This is a genomic window from uncultured Roseovarius sp. (assembly GCF_963972555.1).
Classification (GTDB): Bacteria; Pseudomonadota; Alphaproteobacteria; order Rhodobacterales; family Rhodobacteraceae; genus Roseovarius; species Roseovarius mucosus.
In genome coordinates this window covers 1-21,443 of the sequence record NZ_CAXAUM010000023.1, presented here as the reverse complement: position 1 = coordinate 21,443, position 21,443 = coordinate 1, and the positions used below count along the sequence as shown (strand labels likewise).

17 protein-coding genes are annotated in these 21,443 nt (G+C 61.1%); 5 read left to right on the top strand and 12 right to left on the bottom strand.

Annotation, left to right across the window (positions count from 1 at the left end; translation table 11 throughout):
• Window positions 1-77 precede the first annotated feature (77 nt).
• The 4 genes from AACZ65_RS16650 to AACZ65_RS16635 are packed head-to-tail and all read right to left on the bottom strand — an operon-like array spanning window position 78 to window position 3,837.
• Window positions 78-1,205 carry a mitochondrial fission ELM1 family protein gene (locus tag AACZ65_RS16650; protein ID WP_339672735.1) on the bottom strand — a complete coding sequence of 376 codons (1,128 nt, stop codon included), beginning with the start codon at window positions 1,203-1,205 and terminating at the stop codon, window positions 78-80.
• Complete coding sequence (locus AACZ65_RS16645) at window positions 1,198-2,151, bottom strand: lysophospholipid acyltransferase family protein (RefSeq protein ID WP_339672733.1); 954 nt, start codon at window positions 2,149-2,151, stop codon at window positions 1,198-1,200. The genes AACZ65_RS16650 and AACZ65_RS16645 overlap by 8 nt, the downstream gene beginning before the upstream one ends.
• 43 nt (window positions 2,152-2,194) lie before the next feature.
• Window positions 2,195-2,842, bottom strand: coding sequence for a sterol desaturase family protein (locus AACZ65_RS16640; protein WP_037271898.1), 648 nt, complete (start codon window positions 2,840-2,842; stop codon window positions 2,195-2,197).
• 26 nt (window positions 2,843-2,868) lie between these two features.
• A complete protein-coding gene (locus tag AACZ65_RS16635; protein WP_339672731.1) occupies window positions 2,869-3,837 on the bottom strand; it encodes a lauroyl acyltransferase in 969 nt (322 codons plus the stop codon).
• 163 nt (window positions 3,838-4,000) lie between these two features.
• Between AACZ65_RS16635 and AACZ65_RS16630 the strand changes: the two genes are divergently transcribed.
• Window positions 4,001-5,152 (top strand): GNAT family N-acetyltransferase, encoded by a 1,152-nt coding sequence (locus AACZ65_RS16630; protein ID WP_339672730.1) that lies wholly within the window; start codon window positions 4,001-4,003, stop codon window positions 5,150-5,152.
• Window positions 5,153-5,193: 41 nt separating this feature from the next.
• Window positions 5,194-5,991 (top strand): nucleotidyltransferase family protein, encoded by a 798-nt coding sequence (locus tag AACZ65_RS16625; RefSeq protein WP_339672728.1) that lies wholly within the window; start codon window positions 5,194-5,196, stop codon window positions 5,989-5,991.
• Between the two features lie 226 nt (window positions 5,992-6,217).
• Here AACZ65_RS16625 and AACZ65_RS16620 read toward each other — a convergent pair whose 3' ends face one another.
• Window positions 6,218-7,147, bottom strand: coding sequence for a sulfotransferase domain-containing protein (locus AACZ65_RS16620; RefSeq protein ID WP_339672725.1), 930 nt, complete (start codon window positions 7,145-7,147; stop codon window positions 6,218-6,220).
• Window positions 7,148-7,284: 137 nt separating this feature from the next.
• Here AACZ65_RS16620 and AACZ65_RS16615 point away from each other — a divergent pair, with 137 nt between their 5' ends.
• Complete coding sequence (locus AACZ65_RS16615; RefSeq protein WP_339672723.1) at window positions 7,285-8,382, top strand: ELM1/GtrOC1 family putative glycosyltransferase; 1,098 nt, start codon at window positions 7,285-7,287, stop codon at window positions 8,380-8,382.
• Between the two features lie 12 nt (window positions 8,383-8,394).
• Here AACZ65_RS16615 and AACZ65_RS16610 read toward each other — a convergent pair whose 3' ends face one another.
• The 7 genes from AACZ65_RS16610 to AACZ65_RS16580 form a co-directional block, all read right to left on the bottom strand.
• Complete coding sequence (locus AACZ65_RS16610) at window positions 8,395-9,345, bottom strand: hypothetical protein (protein ID WP_339672721.1); 951 nt, start codon at window positions 9,343-9,345, stop codon at window positions 8,395-8,397.
• Between the two features lie 189 nt (window positions 9,346-9,534).
• Complete coding sequence (locus AACZ65_RS16605) at window positions 9,535-10,482, bottom strand: hypothetical protein (protein WP_339672718.1); 948 nt, start codon at window positions 10,480-10,482, stop codon at window positions 9,535-9,537.
• A 71-nt stretch (window positions 10,483-10,553) separates the two neighbouring features.
• Window positions 10,554-11,552 carry a diacylglycerol kinase family protein gene (locus tag AACZ65_RS16600; protein ID WP_339672717.1) on the bottom strand — a complete coding sequence of 333 codons (999 nt, stop codon included), beginning with the start codon at window positions 11,550-11,552 and terminating at the stop codon, window positions 10,554-10,556.
• A gap of 1 nt (window position 11,553) precedes the next feature.
• Entirely contained in the window at window positions 11,554-12,687 is a 1,134-nt protein-coding gene (locus AACZ65_RS16595; RefSeq protein WP_339672715.1) for an ELM1/GtrOC1 family putative glycosyltransferase, read from the bottom strand.
• A 14-nt stretch (window positions 12,688-12,701) separates the two neighbouring features.
• The gene (locus AACZ65_RS16590; RefSeq protein WP_339672713.1) at window positions 12,702-13,685 is read right to left on the bottom strand and encodes a sulfotransferase domain-containing protein; all 984 of its coding nucleotides are present in this window, start codon (window positions 13,683-13,685) and stop codon (window positions 12,702-12,704) included.
• A 102-nt stretch (window positions 13,686-13,787) separates the two neighbouring features.
• Window positions 13,788-15,737, bottom strand: a complete 1,950-nt coding sequence (locus AACZ65_RS16585; protein ID WP_339672711.1) for an acyltransferase family protein — start codon at window positions 15,735-15,737, stop codon at window positions 13,788-13,790.
• Window positions 15,738-15,784: 47 nt separating this feature from the next.
• Window positions 15,785-16,462, bottom strand: coding sequence for a class I SAM-dependent methyltransferase (locus tag AACZ65_RS16580; RefSeq protein WP_037271867.1), 678 nt, complete (start codon window positions 16,460-16,462; stop codon window positions 15,785-15,787).
• Between the two features lie 567 nt (window positions 16,463-17,029).
• Between AACZ65_RS16580 and AACZ65_RS16575 the strand changes: the two genes are divergently transcribed.
• Both AACZ65_RS16575 and AACZ65_RS16570 read left to right on the top strand, forming a co-directional pair.
• The gene (locus AACZ65_RS16575; RefSeq protein WP_339672707.1) at window positions 17,030-19,942 is read left to right on the top strand and encodes a calcium-binding protein; all 2,913 of its coding nucleotides are present in this window, start codon (window positions 17,030-17,032) and stop codon (window positions 19,940-19,942) included.
• A 152-nt stretch (window positions 19,943-20,094) separates the two neighbouring features.
• On the top strand, window positions 20,095-21,443 hold a 1,349-nt coding region (locus tag AACZ65_RS16570), incomplete at its 3' end, for a calcium-binding protein (RefSeq protein ID WP_339672704.1).

Genomic DNA, 21,443 nt, shown 5'->3' with positions numbered 1-21,443 from the left:
ATCCGGGATCTCGCCAAGGCAGGGCATAGGCCCCGGCTCGGGGACCAGGGCGGTGGGACCTTGATCGGGCGCGGTGGTTAATCCCGTCCCAAAAGCGCTTTGATCCGCGCCACGGCGCGGGTCATGTCGCTGGGCGGGGGCGTGTCGGACGCGGGGCGCGCGGCCTCTCCCAGCCAAGTCATACGGCCCGAGCGCGCCAGCCGCAGATGCATCTGGCTTATGTCGCGCGACAAATGCTTCCATCCCCAACGCATCAACGCGCGATAGGCCAAAGAAGCTAGGCTCAAGTCAGAGCGATCAGTGTCCTTCCGCGCCAAGGTGCGCGCCTGTGCGCTTTCTCCGACGGCCACCAAGGCATCGTGCCGCATACTCAGCGATCCGGCACCCAGATCGAACATATGCACCGGCTTGCCGGTCGCATAGGCCTCGGACAACATGGAGATACTGTCGGCGGTCACGATGATCTCATCCGCGACCGCCAGAAACCCCAGATAGGGGTTGTCGGGATCGTTGGTTCGAAAGCGATAGAACTGCATCGGCACGTCCGTCTGCGCGGCAAAGGCGGCGATGGCCTCGGGCGGGGTGCGCGCGCTGGAACTGACAAGCAGCGACCCACCCCGCGCCCGCGCCAGAGCCAGCGTATCGCGCAAGAGCCGCGCCGAGGCCCGTGCGCCAAAGGCATAGGGCCCGCTTGGCCCCCCGATATTCAGCGTGAGATACGGGCGGGGCAGGTGGGCCAGCTTCGGCTCCCAATGCGCCCGCGCCACCTCCAGCCGCTCGGGGGTCAGGGGATGCAAGGGCAGGGCGTTGCGCAGCACGTTGGGTCGGTCGGGAACCCGGTATTGCGGTGTCGTGATGACCAGATCAAAATACTCAGGGTCAGCCCAGAGCCGCCCCAAAAACACCAGCTTGGTGCGCCCGCCGGACTGATCCCGGACCCAGCGCGCCACAGGTTCGTTGCGCATCCCCATGGAAATCACCAAATCGGGCCAAGGGGGCGTCAGTGGGTCAGAGACGAGCAGGTCCACGCCCCGCAGATTGCACCCGCGAAAGAGCGTCGTGCGTATTTCGGTCTTGCGATAGGTCAGGCTCTTGATCTCATAGGGCCAGCCCAGCCCCTGCGCCAGCGCGCGCACCTGCGTTTTCTCGCCAGAGCGGTAGGCATCCAGCACCCAGACACGCGGGCTTTGATCCGGTTCAGGCATCGGGCGACTGCGGATCGGTGGCGCGGACCTTGGCCCAGCGGCGTTTCATGCAGATCCATTCGCCGGGATATTCGCGTATCCAGTCTTCGAAAACCAGGTTCAGGCGATGCGTCATGTCGATGATGCGATCCTTGCGCGGCAAGTCAGGATCGGGGGGCGCGAGAGGGGCCAGAACCTCGATCCGAAAACGCGCATCGGACAGGCGCACCGTGCGAATGGGCAAGAGCGGATAGCCGCGCAGGGCCAGCATCGCGGGTAGGGTGCTTGTGGGTGTGGGCGTGCCGAAAAAAGGCACCATCTCGCCCTGGTCGATGCGGGTGTCGAAAGCTGCGCCAACCGAGTGGCCCTTGCCCAATTCGTGCAACAGCTCGCGCGCGCCACCCGCGCTTGGAACCAGTGGCCCGCCAAAGGCGTGACGCAGCGAGAGAAAGAACCCATGCAGCCAGGGGTTCGGCTCGGGCGTGTAGATCACGGAAATCGGGAGGTCCCGTTCGCGTCCGATGAAATTGCAAAGTTGCCATGCGCTGACATGCGCGGTGGCAAAGACGATCGCCTCCTTGCGCGCGATCAACTGTTCGGCCTCGGGATGCACGGAAAATTCCAGATGGCGTGCGCGGTGCCGCCAGAGGCGTTCAAGCAGGAACAATTCCGCCGCGGCAAGCCCTGTCGAGCGAAAGATACCGCGCATGACCGCGTCGCGCTCTTCTTCGGTCGCCTCGGGCAGCACGTGCAACAGGTTGCGCCCGACCGTGCGGCGCTTTTGTGCCTTGCGATAGCCCAGCCATCCCAGTCCGCGCGCAAAAGTTGCGGCCACGACCGAAAAGGGCAAAAGCCGCGCAAACCCGAGCAAGAGATAGAAAACGCCCGCCTCAATCATCCAAGCCGGGGTCTGAACCCACGGAAACCGTGCGATCAGCCCTTTGGGCGTGAGGAAAAACTTGGCCATGCGCTATTCGGTCCGGGACTGAGGGCGGGGAGAGACCCCACGCTCAGGACCGTTCGGACCGCTCCGGCTTGGTCGGGTAGGTGCGAAAGATCATGTCCCAGAGCGGCGAGCTGACCCCATAGCGTCCGGCGTCATCCGAGAAATGGTGCCGCATGTGGTAATGCTTGAGGAATTTCAGCGCCGGATGCCGCATCGGGAAATGATGCGTGGCATAGTGGATGTAGTCGTAGATCAGATAACCCACGATGAAAAAGCCGGTGAACGGCTCGGCCCAGGGGTAGGGCAACACCAGGTAGAACATGAGATAAAGCACGGCGATGATCGGCAACGCCCCCGCCGGCGGCATCAAAAGGCGCGTCTTGTCCTGCGGCGTGTCATGGTGCACGCCGTGAAAGAGATAGATGAACCGGCGGCCCATGTCGGTCTTGGGCTCAAAATGAAACAGGTAGCGATGCAGCAGGTATTCGGCCAGCGTCCAGGTAAAGAGACCGGCCACACCGATCACCGCCATCCCGCCCCAGCCGATGCCATGCACCGTTGCAGCGCGCGCGATCAACCAGATCGCAACCGGCCCCCAGACCAGCAAGGGAACGATGGGGTGCACATGGCTCAGCTTCTCAAGAAGCGGGTTCTCGAACAGCCGAACCGACTCGTCGACGCGATGCGTGCGACTGGGTTGATGACTTGTCATTTTAGGCACTCCTGATCTGCGCCGATTTATACGTCTTCATATATGTCGGTTCTTGCCCGAAGAATAGAAGACGGCCAGATTTTGCTCGTGCAAAGCCAATCACCGGGCTTTGCCGTTATCCATTGCTCGAACTTTTCGTTGATCTGGCGTGCAAGGTCAACTGTCTGATTGTCGCGGTCCATCGTCGGATCACTGGGCACAAGCGGCGGATGAAAGCGGATACGAAATCGCGCGCCGGGCAGTCGTTCGGCCTGAACGGGCACCAGCGGCACGCCAAACCGGAGCGCCAGTCGTGCGGGCAGCAGCGAGGAATCCTTCTCCTCGTCAAAGAACGGGATCGGCTTGCCGCCGTCTACACGCCGGTCGGTCAGCATGATCGGCGAGCGGCCCGATTTCAGCGCATCGACAAAGGCGCGCAGCCCTTCGGTGCGCGACACCAACTCGGCCCCCAACATGCCCCGGTAATGCAGCATCGTGCGATCAAGCCACGGGTTTGTCAGCGGCGCATACATGGCGCAGGGGCGAACGCCCAAGCGTGCAATGGCACAGGCCATCATCTCCCAGTTTGCCAGGTGCGCAGACACGAACACCGCCGGCTGATTGGGGTCGGAATAGGCGGGAATGTGTTCAAGAACCTCGATTTCCAGCGTGTCCCGCCCGGGATTGCAAAGCTTGGCAAGATTTGGATACTCGCCCAGCACTGCCCCGGCATTGGCCCAGACCTCACCCGCCAGCGCGTCAATCTCGGCGGGGGATTTCTCGGGCAGCGAAACCGTGAGATTGGCGCGTACGTGCTGGTTGCGCCGGGTAAAGATGCGGCCGAACACCCGCCCCAGACGCGCCCCAAACGCAGAGGCCCATGTCACCGGCAACAAACGGAAAAATCCCATGACCGAGGCTACGACGACATAATCGACGAACCACAGGACGTTGCGTGCAACGCGGTTGTTGAACAGCCTGTCACGATGGGCATTGGCGAGAATGAATTTGGCCAAGGGGGACTCGACTTCTTCTGATGCAGTGTGGATACTTACGACGTTAATTGAGGCAAGGTGCCGGAATTGCAAGCAGTTTCCATGGTTGGTTCCGCCACTCTGGCATGCGTGCCACGCAAGGCCGCGTGCCGCGCAGCCCCTATCATCGCAAGAAAGGCCCAAGATGTCGCCAACACAGCCTGAGGGCACCGGGATTAGGCTGGTCGAGGCCAAGGATGGACCAACGATCCGGGATTTCCTGCTCCTGCCCGAGCGGATCTATGCCGATGATCCGGCTTGGGTGGCGCCGCTTGTCTTTGAACAAAAACAGCGCGTGTTCGAGAATGCCCCGCTCTTTGCCCATTGCGCGGTTGCCCGTTGGGTCGCCTATCGTGGTACCGAGCCGGTGGGACGGATCACGGCGCAGCTCGACACGCTTCAGCCCGAGGCCGAGGAGGGCGGCAAGATCGGCTATTTCGGAATGCTCGAGGCGATTGAGGACGTGGCCGTGTTCGATGCGCTGTTTGGTGCGGCAGAGGATTGGTTGCGCGATCACGGTGCCGCGCATATCCGCGGGCCGTACAATCTCTCGATCAACGAAGACCTTGGCCTCTTGGTCGAGAATTTCGACGATCCGCCCTTTGTGATGATGGGCCATGCGCGGCCCTATTATCAGGCGCAGATCGAAGCGCGTGGTTTTGGCACGATCAAGGATCTGCTGACCTACAAGGTGCGCCCCGATTTCGTGGCCCCCGAGGTGATGACAAAACTGGCCCAGCGTGCCAGCCGCACCGTGACCATCCGCCCCCTTAACAGCAAGGGCAAGGCGGCGGATTACGAGGCGATGCGCGACATCTTCAACGATGCGTGGTCGGACAATTGGGGATTTGTGCCCTTCACGCGCGAAGAATTCGCCGAGACCGCCAAGGTTCTGTCGTTTCTGCTCTCGGACGATTACATCCAGTTCGCTGAGATCGACGGGCGCCCGGTGGCCTTCATCACGGCCTTTCCCAACCTCAACGAATTGATCGGCGATCTGCGCGGGCGGCTCTTGCCCTTTGGCTGGGCCAAACTGCTGTGGCGGCTCAAGGTGCGGGGCCCCAAGAGCGCGCGGGTAGCGCTGATGGGGGTGCGCAAGGAACACCAGAATTCCCGTCTCGGGCCGACGCTGGCCTTTTTGGTGATCGATGCGGTACGCAAGGCCATGCAACAACGAGGCGTCACTTCGGTCGAGATGGGCTGGATACTCGAGGATAATCATGGCATGCGGCATATCATCGAGGCCATCGGCAGCACGATCTACAAGCGTTATCGCGTCTATCAGAAACCCCTGTAGCGCGACCGATGACCGGACCAAGGCACTGAGAAAGTGAGACCGTGACAGACTTTGCTTCCGTAATCCTTGCGGGCGAACGGGACAGCCGTGACGCCCTGCGTGATGAGACCGGCGTGGCCTGCAAGGCGTTGCTCGACATTGGTGGCACACCGATGATCCGCCGCGTGATCGACGCGCTGCGGTCTGCGAAGACCATCGGTTCAATCAATCTGAGCGGGCCGACCGAGGCTTGCGTGCAAAGCGATGCCGGTCTGGCCGGGATGGTCGTCCGTCAAGAGGTGACCTGGGCCCCCTCTGGCCCGTCCCCCAGCACCAGCGCCCATCAGATGCTCAGCCGCTTTCCCGCAACGCAGCCGGTGCTGATCACCACCGCAGACCATCCGCTTTTGACCGGCGAAATCGTCGATCATTTTTGCCAAGGCGCGGCGCAGAGTGGATGTGATGTGGTGATCGGTCTGGCCCCCTATGATCTGGTGCGCGCAACCTATCCTGAATTGAAGAAAACCGTCCTACGATTTCGCGATGGCGGCTATTGCGGCTGCAACCTCTTTGGCTTTCTGACCGAGGATGGGCGGCGCGTGGCGGATTTCTGGCGGCAGGTCGAAAAGGACCGCAAGAAGCCGCTGGTGGTGATCCGGCTCTTGGGGCTGTGGTCCCTGCTCAGCTATCGCATGGGTTGGCTCACGCTGGACCGGGCGTTGGCGCGCCTGTCTCGACGGGTGGGCGTGCGGATTGGCGTTGTGATCCTGCCCTATGCCCACGCCTCGGTCGATGTGGATTCCGTGTCCGACTATGTTCTGGTGCAGCAGTATAGCGCTGAGGGGCGCGGCGGGGCGTAGGGGGATTTCCTAGTTCAGGATGTTAGTCCCAACCGTCCCGCGCGGAACAAGGCGCGTAGCGCCGCCGCGCGGATCGCTGGGCCGTCCCGCGGCCTAGCGATTCTGAGAGGGATCAACTTACTGAAAGGTCACACGTACTTGGCTGGCATAAAGTGACAGCCACGACTGTTGCTTCGCTAGTCCCCGGCCCAGCGACCGCGCAGCTCATCGCGAGGGGTCTACTCCCTCACGCCTGGTTATACCCGAACACCGGGTCAAGTTTGCCCTCAACCAGCCCATCGACCACCGCCACCTCTTTGGGTGTGAAATAGTCGCGATAGCCGCCCACCTTGCCGCGCCGCACCTTGAAGGAATCCGGGTTGCTCTCATCCCCCGGTTTGACCCGCTGGCCGCTGCCGCGCATACCCTCGCTCGTGGCTTCGCGTTTTTTCATGTTTTCATAGGCGGCGTAGTCCTTGGCCGCCTCGATATGCGCAGGGTCGGGATCGACGCCGGTAAAGCTTACGACCTGCCGCAGCACTTCGGCCGGGTCACGGCGCAAATCCTCATAGCGCACCACCAGCACATCCGCGCCCAATTCCGGCAGGGACCGCGCCCAAGCGTTGAAGGCGGCGACAATGCGCGGAATGCCGCAATCGGGATTACGGACGAAATCGTAAATCGCCACCTCGCTGCCATGGGCGGGATAGGCGTTCAGCGCCTTCTTGCGCGGCCGCATGCGATAGGACCATTGAAAATATTGCGACACCGCCACATCGCGCGGATCGCGCACCAAAAGCACCAGTTTCTTGCCGCGATACTGGGCCAGATCGTCACCATGGTTGTAATGGTCGCGGATGTAGTTGTTATGGCTGAAAAGCACCTTGGGTGCAGCCGGGTTCAGCGCGTGAAAGTTGTCGAATTCCAGCATATAGTCGGTCTCTAGCCCGTAATGCAGCTGATAGAACCGCGACAGCATGACCCGAAACCACGTGCGCCCGCTCTTGCCCCAGGACACCAGCGCCCAATCCGCCTCTTGCAGCTTGGCATTCTCCTGACGCCCGCGCAGGCGGCGCTCAAGGGCGATCTTCTTGCCCTTGGGCAGAAAGAACAGGGCAGAGAGGATGAGGTGACGCGAGGCCACGTCCCGGATCTCGCGGTAGGATAAATTGGTCATGGGCGTCATTCTGGTCAGGTATCGGGGTTTCGTGCGGTCCTCATAGAGGGTATCGCTCGGTCTTTGTATCGGTAATTTTGTCCCGGAACGCATCGGGCGTGATTCCGCGCCCGACCAGAGCAGCAGGAGAGAGACGTTTGCCGCGTCGCAACACAACGCAAGAGCCAAGGGTCTGGTGCCTCTTGGGCCGCAAGGCGGGGGACAACACGCAAGTGTTGGCCTTGGCCGACGCCCTTGGCTGGCCGATGGAGCGGAAAACCATTCTTGCACGCGGCTGGGAACTCTTGCCGCATCTGATGTTGCGGGTCACGCTCTTGGGCATTGACCGGCAGGCATCCAGCCCGCTCGGCCCGCCTTGGCCTGATCTGGTAATCAGTGCAGGACGACGCAACGAGCCTGTGGCGCGCTGGATCAAGCGGCAGTCGGGGGGGCACACAAGGCTGGTGCATTTGGGGCGCCCCTGGGCCCCTCTGGACAGCTACGATCTGATCGTCAGCACGCCGCAGTATTTTCTCACGCCCGGCCCAAATGTCCTGATCAATCCGCTGCCATTGCACCAATTCACCCGCGCAGGTGTGGATCAGGCGGCGCAAGAGGCGGCCCCTGCGCTGGCCCATCTGCCGCGCCCCTATACCAGCGTGCTCATTGGCGGTGACAGCGGCCCCTTCGTTTTTATCCCGGAAAAAGGGCGGCTTTTGGCACAAGGGATCAACAGCCTCGTGCAGCAGACCGGCGGCACCGCGCTCGTCAGCGGTAGCCCCCGCACTCCGCGCGTCGTGGCCGAAGCCGTCAGCGCCACGCTGGATGTACCGGCCCGGTGCTATTGGTGGCATGATCGCGACCCCGCCGCGCCCAATCCCTACGCCGCCTATCTGGGCCTTGCGGATCGTTTCATCGTCACCGGCGAGAGCATGTCGATGCTGGCCGAGGCCGCGAGCCTCGGGCGGCCGCTCTATGTCTTTGATCCGGGCGACGCACCGGGGTCTTGGTGGACACACTCACATAATTTCCGCCCCAAACCACTTAGCCACGCGCTTGCCATGCGCCTTGCCCCGCGGCGGATGCGGCGGGATGTATCGCGTATCCAGCAGGCGCTGGTGCAGGCGGGGCAGGCGCACTGGCTGGATGAAGCCCCCGCCTTGATCGGCGCAGGCGAGACTTGGGCAAAGAAAATGCGCCCCGACCCTTCGGTCGGAGCGCAGATTGCGGCGGAACGTATCCGCGCGTTGTTTTGAACGTCTAGGCGCTTAGGCGGCCTTGGCCAGATTGCCGGTGCTCAGCGGATGCGCCGGTGCAGGCGGCAGGCTCGGCACGCGCGCGATCACCTCGAGCGCATCGTGGCGTACGTGATTCTCTTCCATTTCCTTGCGCAGGAACTCTTCGGTCAGCTTGCCTTGCTCAACGCATTCCTTGACCAGACCCCAGAAGAAGTTTTCCTGGTTCTTGTCCGGATGCTCTTTGTAATTGCCCATGAGGCCGTATTCGCCGAAAATCTTGCGGCGCAGGCGCAGCACCCATGCGGCTGGCGGGAACAGGCGGAAACGCTCTGCGGGGCGCCAATCCACCGGCAGGCCGGTTTTCCACGGCTGGGTCTTGCGGCGGGTCGTGTGCAGCATCTTGGTCTCAGTGGTAAACTTGTCAAAGTCGTTCCACTCGTTCTCGATGAATTCGATCTTGTTCGGGTCCTCGTTGCGCAGACCGATCCAGCGGGAATAGTCGTGGTCGCCGTCGAACATCGCGTTGAACTGCTCTTCGACCTTCCAATGCTTGAGCTGCGCACAGTCGAGCAGCATCACCGAGCTGGCATAGGCTTTGTCGATCAGACCTTTGGTGCCAGAGCGCATGCGCGCCATGATCGCCTTGCCCTTCATGTCGCGGTTCAGCAATTCCCAGATGTCAGAGCAGGCAAACACATCGGGGTCGATAACCACGGCGCGGCCCTCATAGCCCATGAGCTCCGGGGGCATGAAGCGGGTGGGGGTAAAGGATTGCAAATCCTCGTTCAGCCAGACCCGCTTGACGCCGTCGCGCATGTATTCCTGACCTTCACGGGCAAGGAAGAAGGGGTAATCGCGGCTGTTGACGATATGCACCTCGAACTTGTCATTGTTGGTGGAGTAGCGACGCAGCGCGTGTTCAGCGACGATGGCGCCGACAATCTGCTTGTGGTTCGTCTGGATGAATACAGCGTGTTTCATGATGAGTGATCCGCAACCTCGGTTTTTTGTTCTGAGCGGCTCTATACAGCAGAATTTGCAGAGACGCCATGTCCAGAAACACAATAAAAACTGTCGTGTATTGATCTGGATCAGAGAATAGCCCCAATCTTTCACGTTTGTAACGCAAGATGATCGCAATACGCGGGTTCTCGCCCAAGGTGGGCGGTCCTAGCGGAACACACCCCTGCGGTAGAGATGGCGCATGAAGCCCCAGATGTGGATCAACGGGCGGCGGCGCACCTTGTCCGGGATATCCACCACCTGACCCGAATGGCGCGAGAGCTTCCACGCAAGATAATCCAATCCGCCCTCGAAGGTGAACAAGCCCTTGATGAGCCGTGCCACCGACAACGCCTTGCCTTGCAGCCGCCGCAGCGCCCAGAGCGCAGGGGCCAAACGACGTGCGCGGGCTGTAACCGTGCCGCGATAGGTCAGGCTGCCATCGGCGTGTATTTCAAGGCGCAGAACATCGCCCATGCGCGGCAAGAGCGCCTGCGTCATCGCCGCATAGAACCCCCGCCCATGGCCTGCCAGTTCCGCCGCGCGGCCCTGCTTTTCCGCGCGCAGTTCCGTGGCATAGCTCAGCGCCAGCGCCCCTTGCCATACCGCATCCAGCGATCCCTCGGGCGGCAGGGCGGGCAGGGCGCGGCGCAAGAGCGTTTCGCCCGACCGGAAAAAAGCGGCGTGCAAACGATGCTCCACGTCCGTTGACTGGCACCAGACGGGTTTGACCGGCTGCGCAAAGCGCCCCCAGAGATAGGATTGAAACCAGCCGGGTCCGGTCCCGCGTTCGAACTGCCGCAGACTGAGGACGGCATATTTGCAGCGCACGGTTTCTGCGCCCAACGGGGTCTCAAGATAATAGACATTGGGCGGCAAGATGCGCCCGGCCAGACGCAACCACAGCCGCGGTTCGGCCTTGGGCGTGCTCTCGACCAAAACGTAGAAATCGACCAGCCCGTCAAGCAGATCGGTGCTCCGCAGGCACGATCCATAGAGGATCACCGCCTGTAACCCATCGCCGAACCGGGCGCTCAGCGCGTCCATCAACGCCCGGAGCGGCGCAGAGCTTTCCAGCGTGGGGCCGTCCGGGGTGGGATACTGCGCGGCGGTCATGGAGTTATTGCCTCATGTCGGGTCTTGGCCGTGGTTTTATACGCGCGAGATGCCCGCGCCAACAGCCCGCGCTATTTCGCGCGCAGAAAGCGGATCGGCCCTTCCGTCTCGATCACCAGCGGCACATCGCCCCCGGCGGTGGCGAACAACTCGCCATCCAGGTTCAATTCGCCGTCAAAGCGCAGTTCGATCCTCGCTCCGCCAAAGCTCTCATAGCCATTCTCGACCGTGACATGCCGATTTGGATGCCCGCGCAGCACCGAAGGAAAGGCGCGGGCAAAGCGCCGCGCACCGCCTTGGATTGCTGTCAGGCCAATGGGGGCCTCGTCCTTGGCCCAAAAGGGCCGGATGCCGAGGAAAAGCCGCCCCAGCGTGCTGGCCACAAGGATCAGCATCGGGGCGGTGTCGCGCGTAACCTCCGCCCCCGATCCGTTCTGCACCGCTATCGCAACATGGGTCGGTTGATAAAACTTCGGGTCTTGCCGGATCAACCCCCAGACGGACCGGACCAACACCATGCCAAGGCTCAACTCTCCGCCCAGCCCGCGCGAATGCACGGTCTTGTGGGCAAAGCGCGTGGCCTGCATGATTGCGCCCGTGCCCAGAAACATCCCGTGGCGGACATGGCCATCGGCCGCCCCGGTGACCCGCATGATGTGGCGCGTGCGAATATCCCCGGTCAGCGGCGCGCCGCGATCCAGCCAGCGGAAAAAGCGCTTGAGCGCCTGTTTGTGCGACGACGCAACCCCGATATCCCCCGCCGTCATATTGGCGGTGCCACCGGGCAAGAGCACGATGAGCGGTAGCTGGTCCTGCGCCCAGTGGCGCAGGATCATGCCCAAAGCCGCGGCAATCGTGCCATCGCCGCCATTGATCACCACCACATCCGGGCAGGACGCGGCCAGTTGCGGAACCAGCGCTTCGGCCTCATGCGGCGAGCGGGTGACGTGATGCGCAACCTGCGGATAAGCGGCCAGCCGCGCAACGATGCGTGCCTGCCACTTGCGGTTGTTGCCGCTGGTTGGATTGCTGATCATGCAGATGCGGGTCGCGCCGCCGGTGGTGCCCATGTCAGCGCCCCGACAAGAGCGGATCAATCCGCGCAAGGATACGCGCCACATCGGCATCCGTGGCCGACAGCGCCGGACGCTCGCCCCTGCCAGCAGTCTCGCTTTCGCCCATCCATGTCGCCAGACCGCGATCAATCAGGATCTGGTGAAATCGGGGGAAGTGCCGGGTCTGTTGAAGCATCCGCATGTGATAGAGCCCGCGCGCCAGGGCAAGGCGCAGACGCTCGGCCAGCCCCGCGTTGCGGCGGTTCTGAAACATCCACGCCGCCGCCCGCCGTCGTGCATCGTCGACCTTGCCCAAGGGACCATAGGGCAGGGTCACGATTTCCAGCGCCTTGCCCAGTCGCGCCACCTCGACCAGCATCGAAATGCTGTCGCCTGTCACGACGAAACGATCCGCCAGCGCCAGGAGGCCGGTATAGGGGTTTTCATCGTCGGACTGACCCCAGTCAAAGCGCTGCACCCCCTCGGGCAGACCGGCCGTCACGCGGTCGAGAAACCCCTTGGGCGTGCGGCGCGAGCCGACGATATAGGGCGTGCCGCCCGTCGCCAGCACCTGCGCCATACGGGCGCGCACCTGCGCCTCCATCTCGGCGTTATAGACAAAGGGGCTGGTTGGCCCACCGATCAGGAACACGACCAAGGGCCGGGGCAGGGCATCCAGCCGTGCCTCCCACGCCTTGCGCCCCGCCTCCAGCCGCTCGGGGCTGATTTTCATCAAGGGCAGGTCGATCTGCATCACATTGTCAAAAGGCGCAGGCAGGGTTTCCGCACTGGTCACGATCAGGTCGAACTGCGCCATCTGATGCGAGAACCAGCCCGCAGGCTTGCCCACCAGCACGATCCGCGTGCGCCCACCCGATTGCTTCTTGATCCAGAGCGCCACATTGGCCGGGCGACGCCCGCGCGTCAGGATCAGGTCCGGCCATGGCGGCTCGATCGGATCGCTCAGGCTCTGGTCGATGTGATAGAGCGTCGGGCCCACGCGCGGCTTGCCCACGACGAATTGCGGCAGCATTTCGATATGCCGCAGTTCCGACACCCAGCCACGTTCCTGCGCCAGCGCCTCGGCCACAATCTCGACCTGAGCATTGTCGCCGCGCTTGTCGCCCAGAACCCGCCAGATGCGAGGCATTGCGTCAGGCTGGCTCATTCCGCCGGTTTGTCCGCTTTGACGGCTGCACCGTAACGATAAATGGGATCAAGCCGCGCCTCGACCAGCGCGTCGATCACCGCCACTTGGTCGTCGTCGAAATAGTCGCGATACCCGCCCACCTTGGCACGCCGTGTCTTGTAGCTGTCGGGGTTGCTCTTGTCGCCGGGGGCAACGCGCGCGCCACTCAGACGGAAACCGCTGTCGGCCTCTTTCTTCTTCATATTCTCGAAATCTGCATATTCCACCGCCTCTTGGATCACGGCGGCATCGGCGGGAATCTCGAGAAACTGCGCCACTTCGCTCAGCACCGTCCGCGGATTGGCGCGCATGTCCTCATAGCGGATGAGGCAGAGCGCGCGCATCTTGTCGATTTCACGCGCCCAGAGGTTCATGAAGTCGATGATTTTGGGCAGGCCACCGCCCTCGTGCAACACAAAGTCGTAAATCGGCGTATCTTCGTCATGTGCCGGATATTCGTTGAGCAGCTTCTTTTCCGACGGCATCCGGTAGCGCCACTGAAAGAATTGCGAAACCGCCACATCGCGCGGGTCGCGCATCATCAAGAGCACCTTCTTGTCGTAGAAATCCGCCTTGTTGTCGGTGTTTCCGGTGAAATCGCCGATGTAATTGTCATGGGTAAAGAACAGACGCGGCGCGCGGCGATCCATGTTGTGGAAATTGTCAAAGCCGATGAGAATATCCTCGGGCAGATCATAGACCTGTTGATAGAGCCGCGAGATCATGACCCTCAGCCATGTGCGCCCGCTCTTGCCAAAGGACACGACCACCGCATCGGCGCGTTGCAGGCTGGCGAATTGCTCGCGCCCGCGCATCTGGCGTTCGGCGCGGATGCGCGTCTGCTGATCCGCGCCTGTCACGTCCATCTTGAGCTTGAGCAGGCGTCGGCTGGCCTTGCGCCAGACGACCTTGCTGGCCTCGGGAAAGGAGGCACGAAGAAGACGGAGGGTGTCACGCATGGTTTTGGGCCTTTTCTGCCGGTGTCACGACTGACCTGTGCGCCGTGACCGGTTTTGGGGGTCGCATACCCATTCTACGTCCAATTTGCCATATCAAAAGCGTCACTGCGTCAGCGGAGCCTTGCCCAACACCAGATCCGCGATGGTCGGGCCAAAGATATGCTCGCCGCAGGGGCTGAAATGATCCACGTCCCAGAAGGTCAGGCAGTCGCCCTGCAAAAGCGCGTCCTGATCGAAATCGAGCGCGTCGATCAGCGAAACATAACGATAAGCATTCTGTGCTTTGGCTTCGGCTTCGATCCGTGCTTCCAACACGTCAAAATGCGCCAATGACACAGGGTTGAAGCGAAGCCGCTCGGGGCTGTAATTGCCGGGATTGCTCAGATCCACCCGCGCCTCGGCAAAGGGGCCAAGCCAGAGCACATCAAGCTCTTCTGGCAGCCGTGCCAGATAGGCAGAGGTGAGGGTGATATTCTCTTGCGCAATGCGCGCCTCGGTGCCCGGTTCAAAGGCTGCGTCACTGTCGCCCTCGTTGCGATGATCGAGGATGTAATGCGAGCCGGAGACATGAAAAACCACCTGCGCCACCGCGTCGCGATGCGCCTCTAGAAACGCAATCGCCGCCTCATAGGAACATTTGGCCTTGTATTGATAGGGCCGGCATCCTCCGCGCGTCAGGCCCACGAGGAACGGAAAACGCTCGGTGCTGCGCAGGGCGTTATAGACATTCTCGGCGTGCGAGTCGCCCAGGACGAAAATCCCCGGCCCATGCTGTGCTGCGCACGCCTGCAACCGCGCACCGAAATCCTCTTTCAGTTCTTCGTCTCGAAAGCGGCAGCCGTCATCGGCCACGCGCGAGCGGGTGGCGGTCGGGCTGAACCGCTCATAATTGGCGCGTGTCTCGGGGTCGAGCCTATTGGCGAGGTAATGCGCGCGAAACCCGTCGGTTTCCTGCCCCAATAGACCAAGTCCGCCCAGCACGGCCATGCACACCGCCGCCGTTCCGAAAAGACGCAGGGGTGGCAGCGCATGCATGCGCCGGAATGGCCGCTCTACATAGCGCCAGCTGATCACGGCGAGGGCAAAAGCCACGGCACAGGCGGCAAGCATGAGCCAGAGATCATCGCGCCCCGTGCCGATGCGGGTGAAAACCAGCGCAGGCACATGCCAGAGATAGAGCGAATAGCTGACCAGCCCCACAAAGACCACCGGACGCCAACCCAGCAGTCGGCCCGTCATGCTCTGCCCCGTGGCACAGGCGATGACCAGCGCCGCGCCCACACAGGGCAAAAGCGCGGCCACACCCGGAAACGGCGTTTCGGTGTCATAGGCAAACACCGCCCCGAGGATCAGCGCCAGCCCGAGGAGCGCGCCGTGCCGCCAGCGACCGCTCTCGCGCAGGGCGGCCCCCTGAGGTGTTGTCAGCCAGTAGGCCACGAGAACGCCCACCATCAATTCCCACAACCGCGCATAAAGCAGAAAGAACGCGCGCGCCTCATTGCCCCGCGCGATCTGCCACTGCGCGAGGCCAAGGCTGATGAGCGCCACCGCCAGGAAAATGCGACCCTGCCATTTTGCCCCGGCTCGCCATGTCAGCAAAACGGCCATTGGGAATAGCAGGTAGAACTGTTCTTCGACCGAGAGGCTCCAGTTGTGCAAGAGCGGCTTGAACTCTGCGGCCGTCGCGAAATAGCCGCTCACCTCCAGAAAGTAGACATTGGCGAAGAATACGGTCGAGGCGGCGATACTGCCGGAAAACTCGGCCATCGCCGAAGGGTCCAGCAGCGCCCAGGCGACGGGGTAACTGATCCCCATCATCACGAACAGCGCCGGAAAGATACGCCGGATGCGTCGGCCGTAAAAGCCAGCCAGCGTAAAGGTGCCCGCCGCGCGCTCGCCCAGAATGATCGAGGTGATCAGATAGCCCGAGATGACAAAGAATACATCGACGCCGACGAACCCGCCGGGGAACCATGACACCCCCGCGTGATAGAGCACCACAGGCAGGATTGCCACGGCACGCAGACCGTCAATTTCGGGGCGATATTTCATAAGATCACTACTCGGGACACGTCAGGCTCTGACAGCGCAGGCGCGGATCAGGCCATCCGCTCGACAGTTTGGTATTCTTTCTTGCGGTTCTTGGCGAAGCCGAACTTTTTCTTGCGACCCGTCGCGGTCGAGGTGATCAGCCGGTATGAAACATCCGTATGCCGCATGGCGATGGCATGAAAGAGACCGGCCCACCATTCCGGCGATTTCACCGTGCAATGCACGTTCTGCCCATTGGGCAAAACCTTGACCGCCGGATAGCAGGCGACATTGGCGTAGAGAAACTTGCGCGCATAGCCAAACATCTCGTCCACGATCCAGGGCACATCGGGCGTGGTGATATGTTCCAGCACATCGGTGCAGATCACCCCGTCATATTGCCGGTCTGGTAATTCCTTGAACGGCTCGTGACCGGGATCATAGCAGCGGATATCGGCAACGCCCCAATAGTCCTGAATGCTGGGCACCACCTTGTCCTTGCTCAGCGCCACATCGCGCAGGTCATAGGCCACAGCCTTGCCCGCGCCATAATCCAGAATATCGGCAGCACCCGTCCGGTCGATCATCTCCTTGATGCCCGGCGCATGACGGATCAGCATCTTGCCCGGAAAGGTCTGCGTGCCGGATTTGCCCGCCGCCGCTTCGCCCTCTTCGTGCAACCGCTCATACATGGCCACCATGTCGAGATATTCGGGGCTGGGATTGCCGCGTCCATAAGAGGTCATGCTGTCTGTCCGTTCTTGCAAAGAGATGTGCCATCGAGATTTTGACGCCCTCTTAATCCCAAAGGCGCGGCGTTTCGACATGAAAATTGTCGCGGCCGCGTCAAATATGGCGAGGGACCGCGCATTCTTTCAGGAAAATTCGAGGGTTACTCTTGTCACACCGAAGGATGACCTAGGTCATTTTAAAGAGGAACAGGATAACCGCAATGATCCCGAGGGGAATAGGCCATGCAGAAAATTCCCTTAAAACAAAGGCATGTGTTTGATCGAAGGCTCTCGAGACCTGTTTGAACGCGCCACGCGACTTGTTTTTCGCAATCACTTTGGTGCTGCGCCTGAACAGCACCGGTTTGTTTGATGCCCCCGAAGCTTTAAGGGATAAGTAAAATACTCCTAAATAGGTGTTTCGCCGTATAGTTGGCACGTATTTTGCAAGATTTCCTCTGAGCCTACCCCATTAGGATAGGTATCCATAAGCACAGAAATAAACTACTGGTTGTTTCCCCGGTTGTGTCCTTGGCCGTGTGTCGTTTTGTACCCTGACTCTCATTTTCTGAGGATTGCTGAATGATACGCGTTGTTGATCAGACGGATGAAAACACGGGCACTGTCGTTACCCCCGAGATGTTTGGCGCCAATCTGACGATCACGACCGATATCTCCTTGCGCGATCAGGTGATCGACCGGTTCACAGAGGCGAATATCACAACCTTGCGGTTTCCCGGCGGCTCGATCACAGAGAGCCATTTCGACATTTCCGACATCGCGGGCGGTAGCCACGAGCGCACGGTAGGCACGTTCCAGAATGGCGGCGAGCTTGATCTGATCCCCTTTTCCGACTTTCTCGATTTTGCGGCGGATCTTGGCACCAGCACGACTCTCGTCATTCCCACGGCTGTAGGTTTTACGCAAACCGCTGGACAAGCCTTGCTGACAGGCAGCTATGGTGGTCGGCTGGTGTCGGCCAGCTATCTTCAGGATGTGGCCGATTTTGTCACCATGGCGGCGCAGGATGCTGCGGCGGCCGGCGTGCAGATTGATGCCTTCGAGATCGGCAATGAATTCTGGGGCTCTGGCCGGATGACCGCGCGAGAATACGGCAGGGTGGCCGCAGCCGTGGCCCAAACGGTCGAGGCCACGCTGTTGGATTTGGGTATTGCCCGCGCCGATCAACCCGATATCGTGGTACAGACTCTCAGCGCGGCCGGCGTTTACTCCCCGAATGGCGATGGTCTGCTCTACGTCGATCCGGTCACGCAGTTTGTTTATCAACCAACCGAGATCGGCGACGAAGGTGTGCCCCCGCTCTCGCAACTTACTCAGGTAGTCGTTCCCTCACAGGGGAACGCCCGATCTCAGAACACCGGAATCATTTCCGCCTTTGCCCAGCAATCGATGCTGGTGCAAACGGCCAATGGCGACATTTTCTCGATTGACGTGTCAGATGCGGCCAGTGCGGTCGACGCGGTGAGCGAGCACTATTACCTTGAAGGTGGTCTGGGTGCTGTCGACACACAGGAACAATTCGGTTTCAGTCAACTCGAATTCTGGAGGACGAACCTCGGCAACCGCAGTGCGTCCTTGCCAGAACTGGACTATTACATCACCGAATGGAACGTCAGCCGCACCGGGGACGTGAATGAGGCCAACAACCGCGGGCTTCAGCACGCCATTCTTGATGTGGCGATGTTCTACGAGATGGTGACGCATGACGTGACCACGGCGCATTTCTGGCCTTCACTCTTCAACAATAGCCGGTCTGTCACCTTGGTCTGCACCTGTCGCGGACATCTGACCATTGCGGGCGAATCCTATGCTTTGCTGAGCCAAGCCATCGGCATGACGCCCACGGTAGATTTTCTCGAAGCGGGCAATGTAACGATCCACGGGTTCGAAAACGGCCCGAAGTCGTTTTTCGTCGTTGCAGAGTTGAGCGGTGCGGAAAATGAGATGACGCTCGATTTCAGTGCCGTGCGCGATCCCTCCGCAACACTCTATCGCGTGACCTACAGCGAGCTTTGGGATGGCGGGGCAGGCGGACAAGACGAGAAAGCGGCGCAGGTCGTGATCGAAACCGAGTTTCTCGATCTCATTTCCGCGGATGAGCTGGATGCCTTCCTCATCACGATGCAGGCGTGGTCGCTGGTCTACATGAACCTCGAGGCCGTGACCGAAGGCACCGCCGCCGCGCCGGAACAGGCGCGCCGCGTCGTGACCGTGACCGTCGGCGATGACCCGCTCAGCTTGGGCGATGTTCCCGGCGAAGAGGATCACCATACGCGGGTGGATGGTCCGCGCTTTATCTTGAACGGTGGAGCGGGCGATGACACATTGATCGGCGGCGCGGGCGATGACCGTCTGATTGCTGGCTTGGGCGATGATCTGATCCTTGGCGGCATTGGTGAGGATGTCGCTGTTTTCGACACGATTACAAGGGCATCCGTCACGTTCAGCGTTATCCCGAATGGTCTAAGGGTGACCTCTGCGCTTGGCATCGACGATCTGATTGGCGTGGAATGGATCGAATTTGCGCATCAGACCGTTTCCGTGGCCTCGGCGCTCACCGAATTGCCCGATTTCGGCGGGGATTTCCTGGTCGCTGAAGACTCGGGCCAGTCCGTGATCGGCACAGATGAGAACGACACGTTGATCGGTGGCACCGGCGCTGACACGATTTCTGGCGGTCTGGGGAATGACAGCCTCGACGGGGCCGCAGGCAATGACCGGATTTCCGCCTCGGACGGCAATGATTTCGTGCTGGGCGGCCCCGGCAACGACAACATCGGCGGCGGCCTGGGGAATGACGCCATCGACGGCGGCGATGGGGATGATACCATCGGCGGTGGCTTTGGCCAGGATAGCATCTCGGGCGGCAACGGCAATGACGTGGTCGCGGGCGGGGCGGACGATGACACGCTCTCGGGTGGTGCTGGCAATGACAGCATGTCCGGCAGCTTCGGCAATGACCTCATTTTCGGCAACGATGGCGCGGACGACATCGGCGGCGGGGCAGGTCAGGACTTCGTTAACGCAGGCGCGGGCGATGACAGGGTTGGCGGCGGCGAAGGAAATGACAACATCCTTGGCGGCGACGGCAACGATTTCCTCGCCGGGGGGGGCCGCGACGATGTCATCAGTGGCGGCGAGGGCAATGACACGATCAATGGTGGTGCGGGCAATGACCGCATGAATGGCGGTGCCGACGCGGACCAATTCGTGTTCTCGTCCTTCTTCGAGGGCGAGGTGGATGTGATCACCGATTTCGAGGATGGCATCGACAGCTTTTTCATCCGCCGGTTTGATCCGGATACCGGATTTGAGAACATCAACAACGGCGGCAATGGTCTGGCGGGCTTTGTTGCGGCGATGAATATCATCGACACCACAGAAGGCGTAGAGATGCGCGTCAACGGCAACATCATCCTTGTCGAAGGCATCACAGCGGCGCAACTGACGCTCGAGGATTTTCAGTTCCTCTGACAATTTCGCGCAGAGACACCCTGCCACGCTCAGGGTGCCTTTGACCCCTGTCGATCTGATTGGCGCAGAACCGCTCGGCGGCCGAAAATTCTTCGCTTGAAACTGACGGTGTTCGGTACTACCGAACGGATGAATCTTCGGTAGGTGAGTTTATGAATCTTTTTACAGTCAACGGTTTCGCCGCGCGCATTGATGACTTTTTCTTGTTACCGAATGGCACGATCTCGGTTGTCGCGGGCAACTTCAGGACAGTGTCGCTGGAGCTGTCGGTTCCGACCGATCAATTCTCTTATCGGTTCGCGGAACCCGCCACCGCCGGAGACGTGCCAGACGTCATCATCAACAACCTCGGCGACTTTGAGATCGCGCGTCTTGAGGGCATCGACCTGACACAGGTAGATAACCCGATTGATCAGCCGTCTCTGGGTCAGCTTACGACCACATCCGGCTCCGCTGTCATGCTATCGTTCTTTAATTTCGAGACCAATGACAATTACTTCTTCCAGCTTGGCAGCTCTACCCTGACGCAGCCCACTGATCTTACGTCTTTCCGGCAGTTCGTGTCTTCGATCGTCGCGGGCAACCCTGTGACCCAAGGGCCTTTTGGCGCAAACCAGCCCATCTCTCTGGCTGCGTTCGCGAACACGACGGTGTCGGAACTCTCTGTCGACGACCTCGTGATCGGCACCATCGGTCCGGACCTTCTCACAGGCGGAGAGGGGCAGGATACCTTGCAGGGGCTTGACGGCGATGACGTGCTGAACGGCGGCGAGGGTGATGACCTGCTGGACGGCGGCGAAGGTTTCGATACGGCCACATATCACACTGGTTCGCGGAGCGAGTTTCAGATCACTCTGACCGACACCGGCTTGCGTCTCGCCTCGCCCTTTGATGGCGTGGATGATCTGATCAACATCGAACAAATCGAATTTCCGGATCAAACCGTTCTGGCGAGCGATCTGATCGAGGAAATCGTCGGGCGCCCGGGCGTGTTTCTTGTGGCCGCAGAGGGGGGCGATACCCTGATTGGCACCGATGACAACGATACGTTGATCGGGGAACAAGGAAATGACGGGCTCGCGGGCGGGCCCGGCAACGACATGCTCGAGGGCAACGGCGGCAACGACTCCATTTCCGGCTCGGATGGCAATGACCTGATCTCCGGCGGCCCCGGCAACGACAACATCGGCGGCGGCCTGGGCAATGACACCATCGACGGTGGCGACGGTGACGACATCATCGGCGGTGGCTTTGGCGCGGATAGCATCACGGGCGGAGCAGGCAATGACGTGGTCGCGGGTGGGGCGGACAATGACACGCTGTCGGGCGGTGACGGCAACGACAGCATGTCGGGCAGTTTCGGCAATGACCTGATCGACGCGGGCGATGGCAATGACGACATCGGCGGCGGCACCGGGCGCGACACGATTGATGCAGGGGCCGGGAATGACCGCGTGGGCGGCGGCGAAGGCGATGACAGCATCCTTGGCGGCGACGGCAA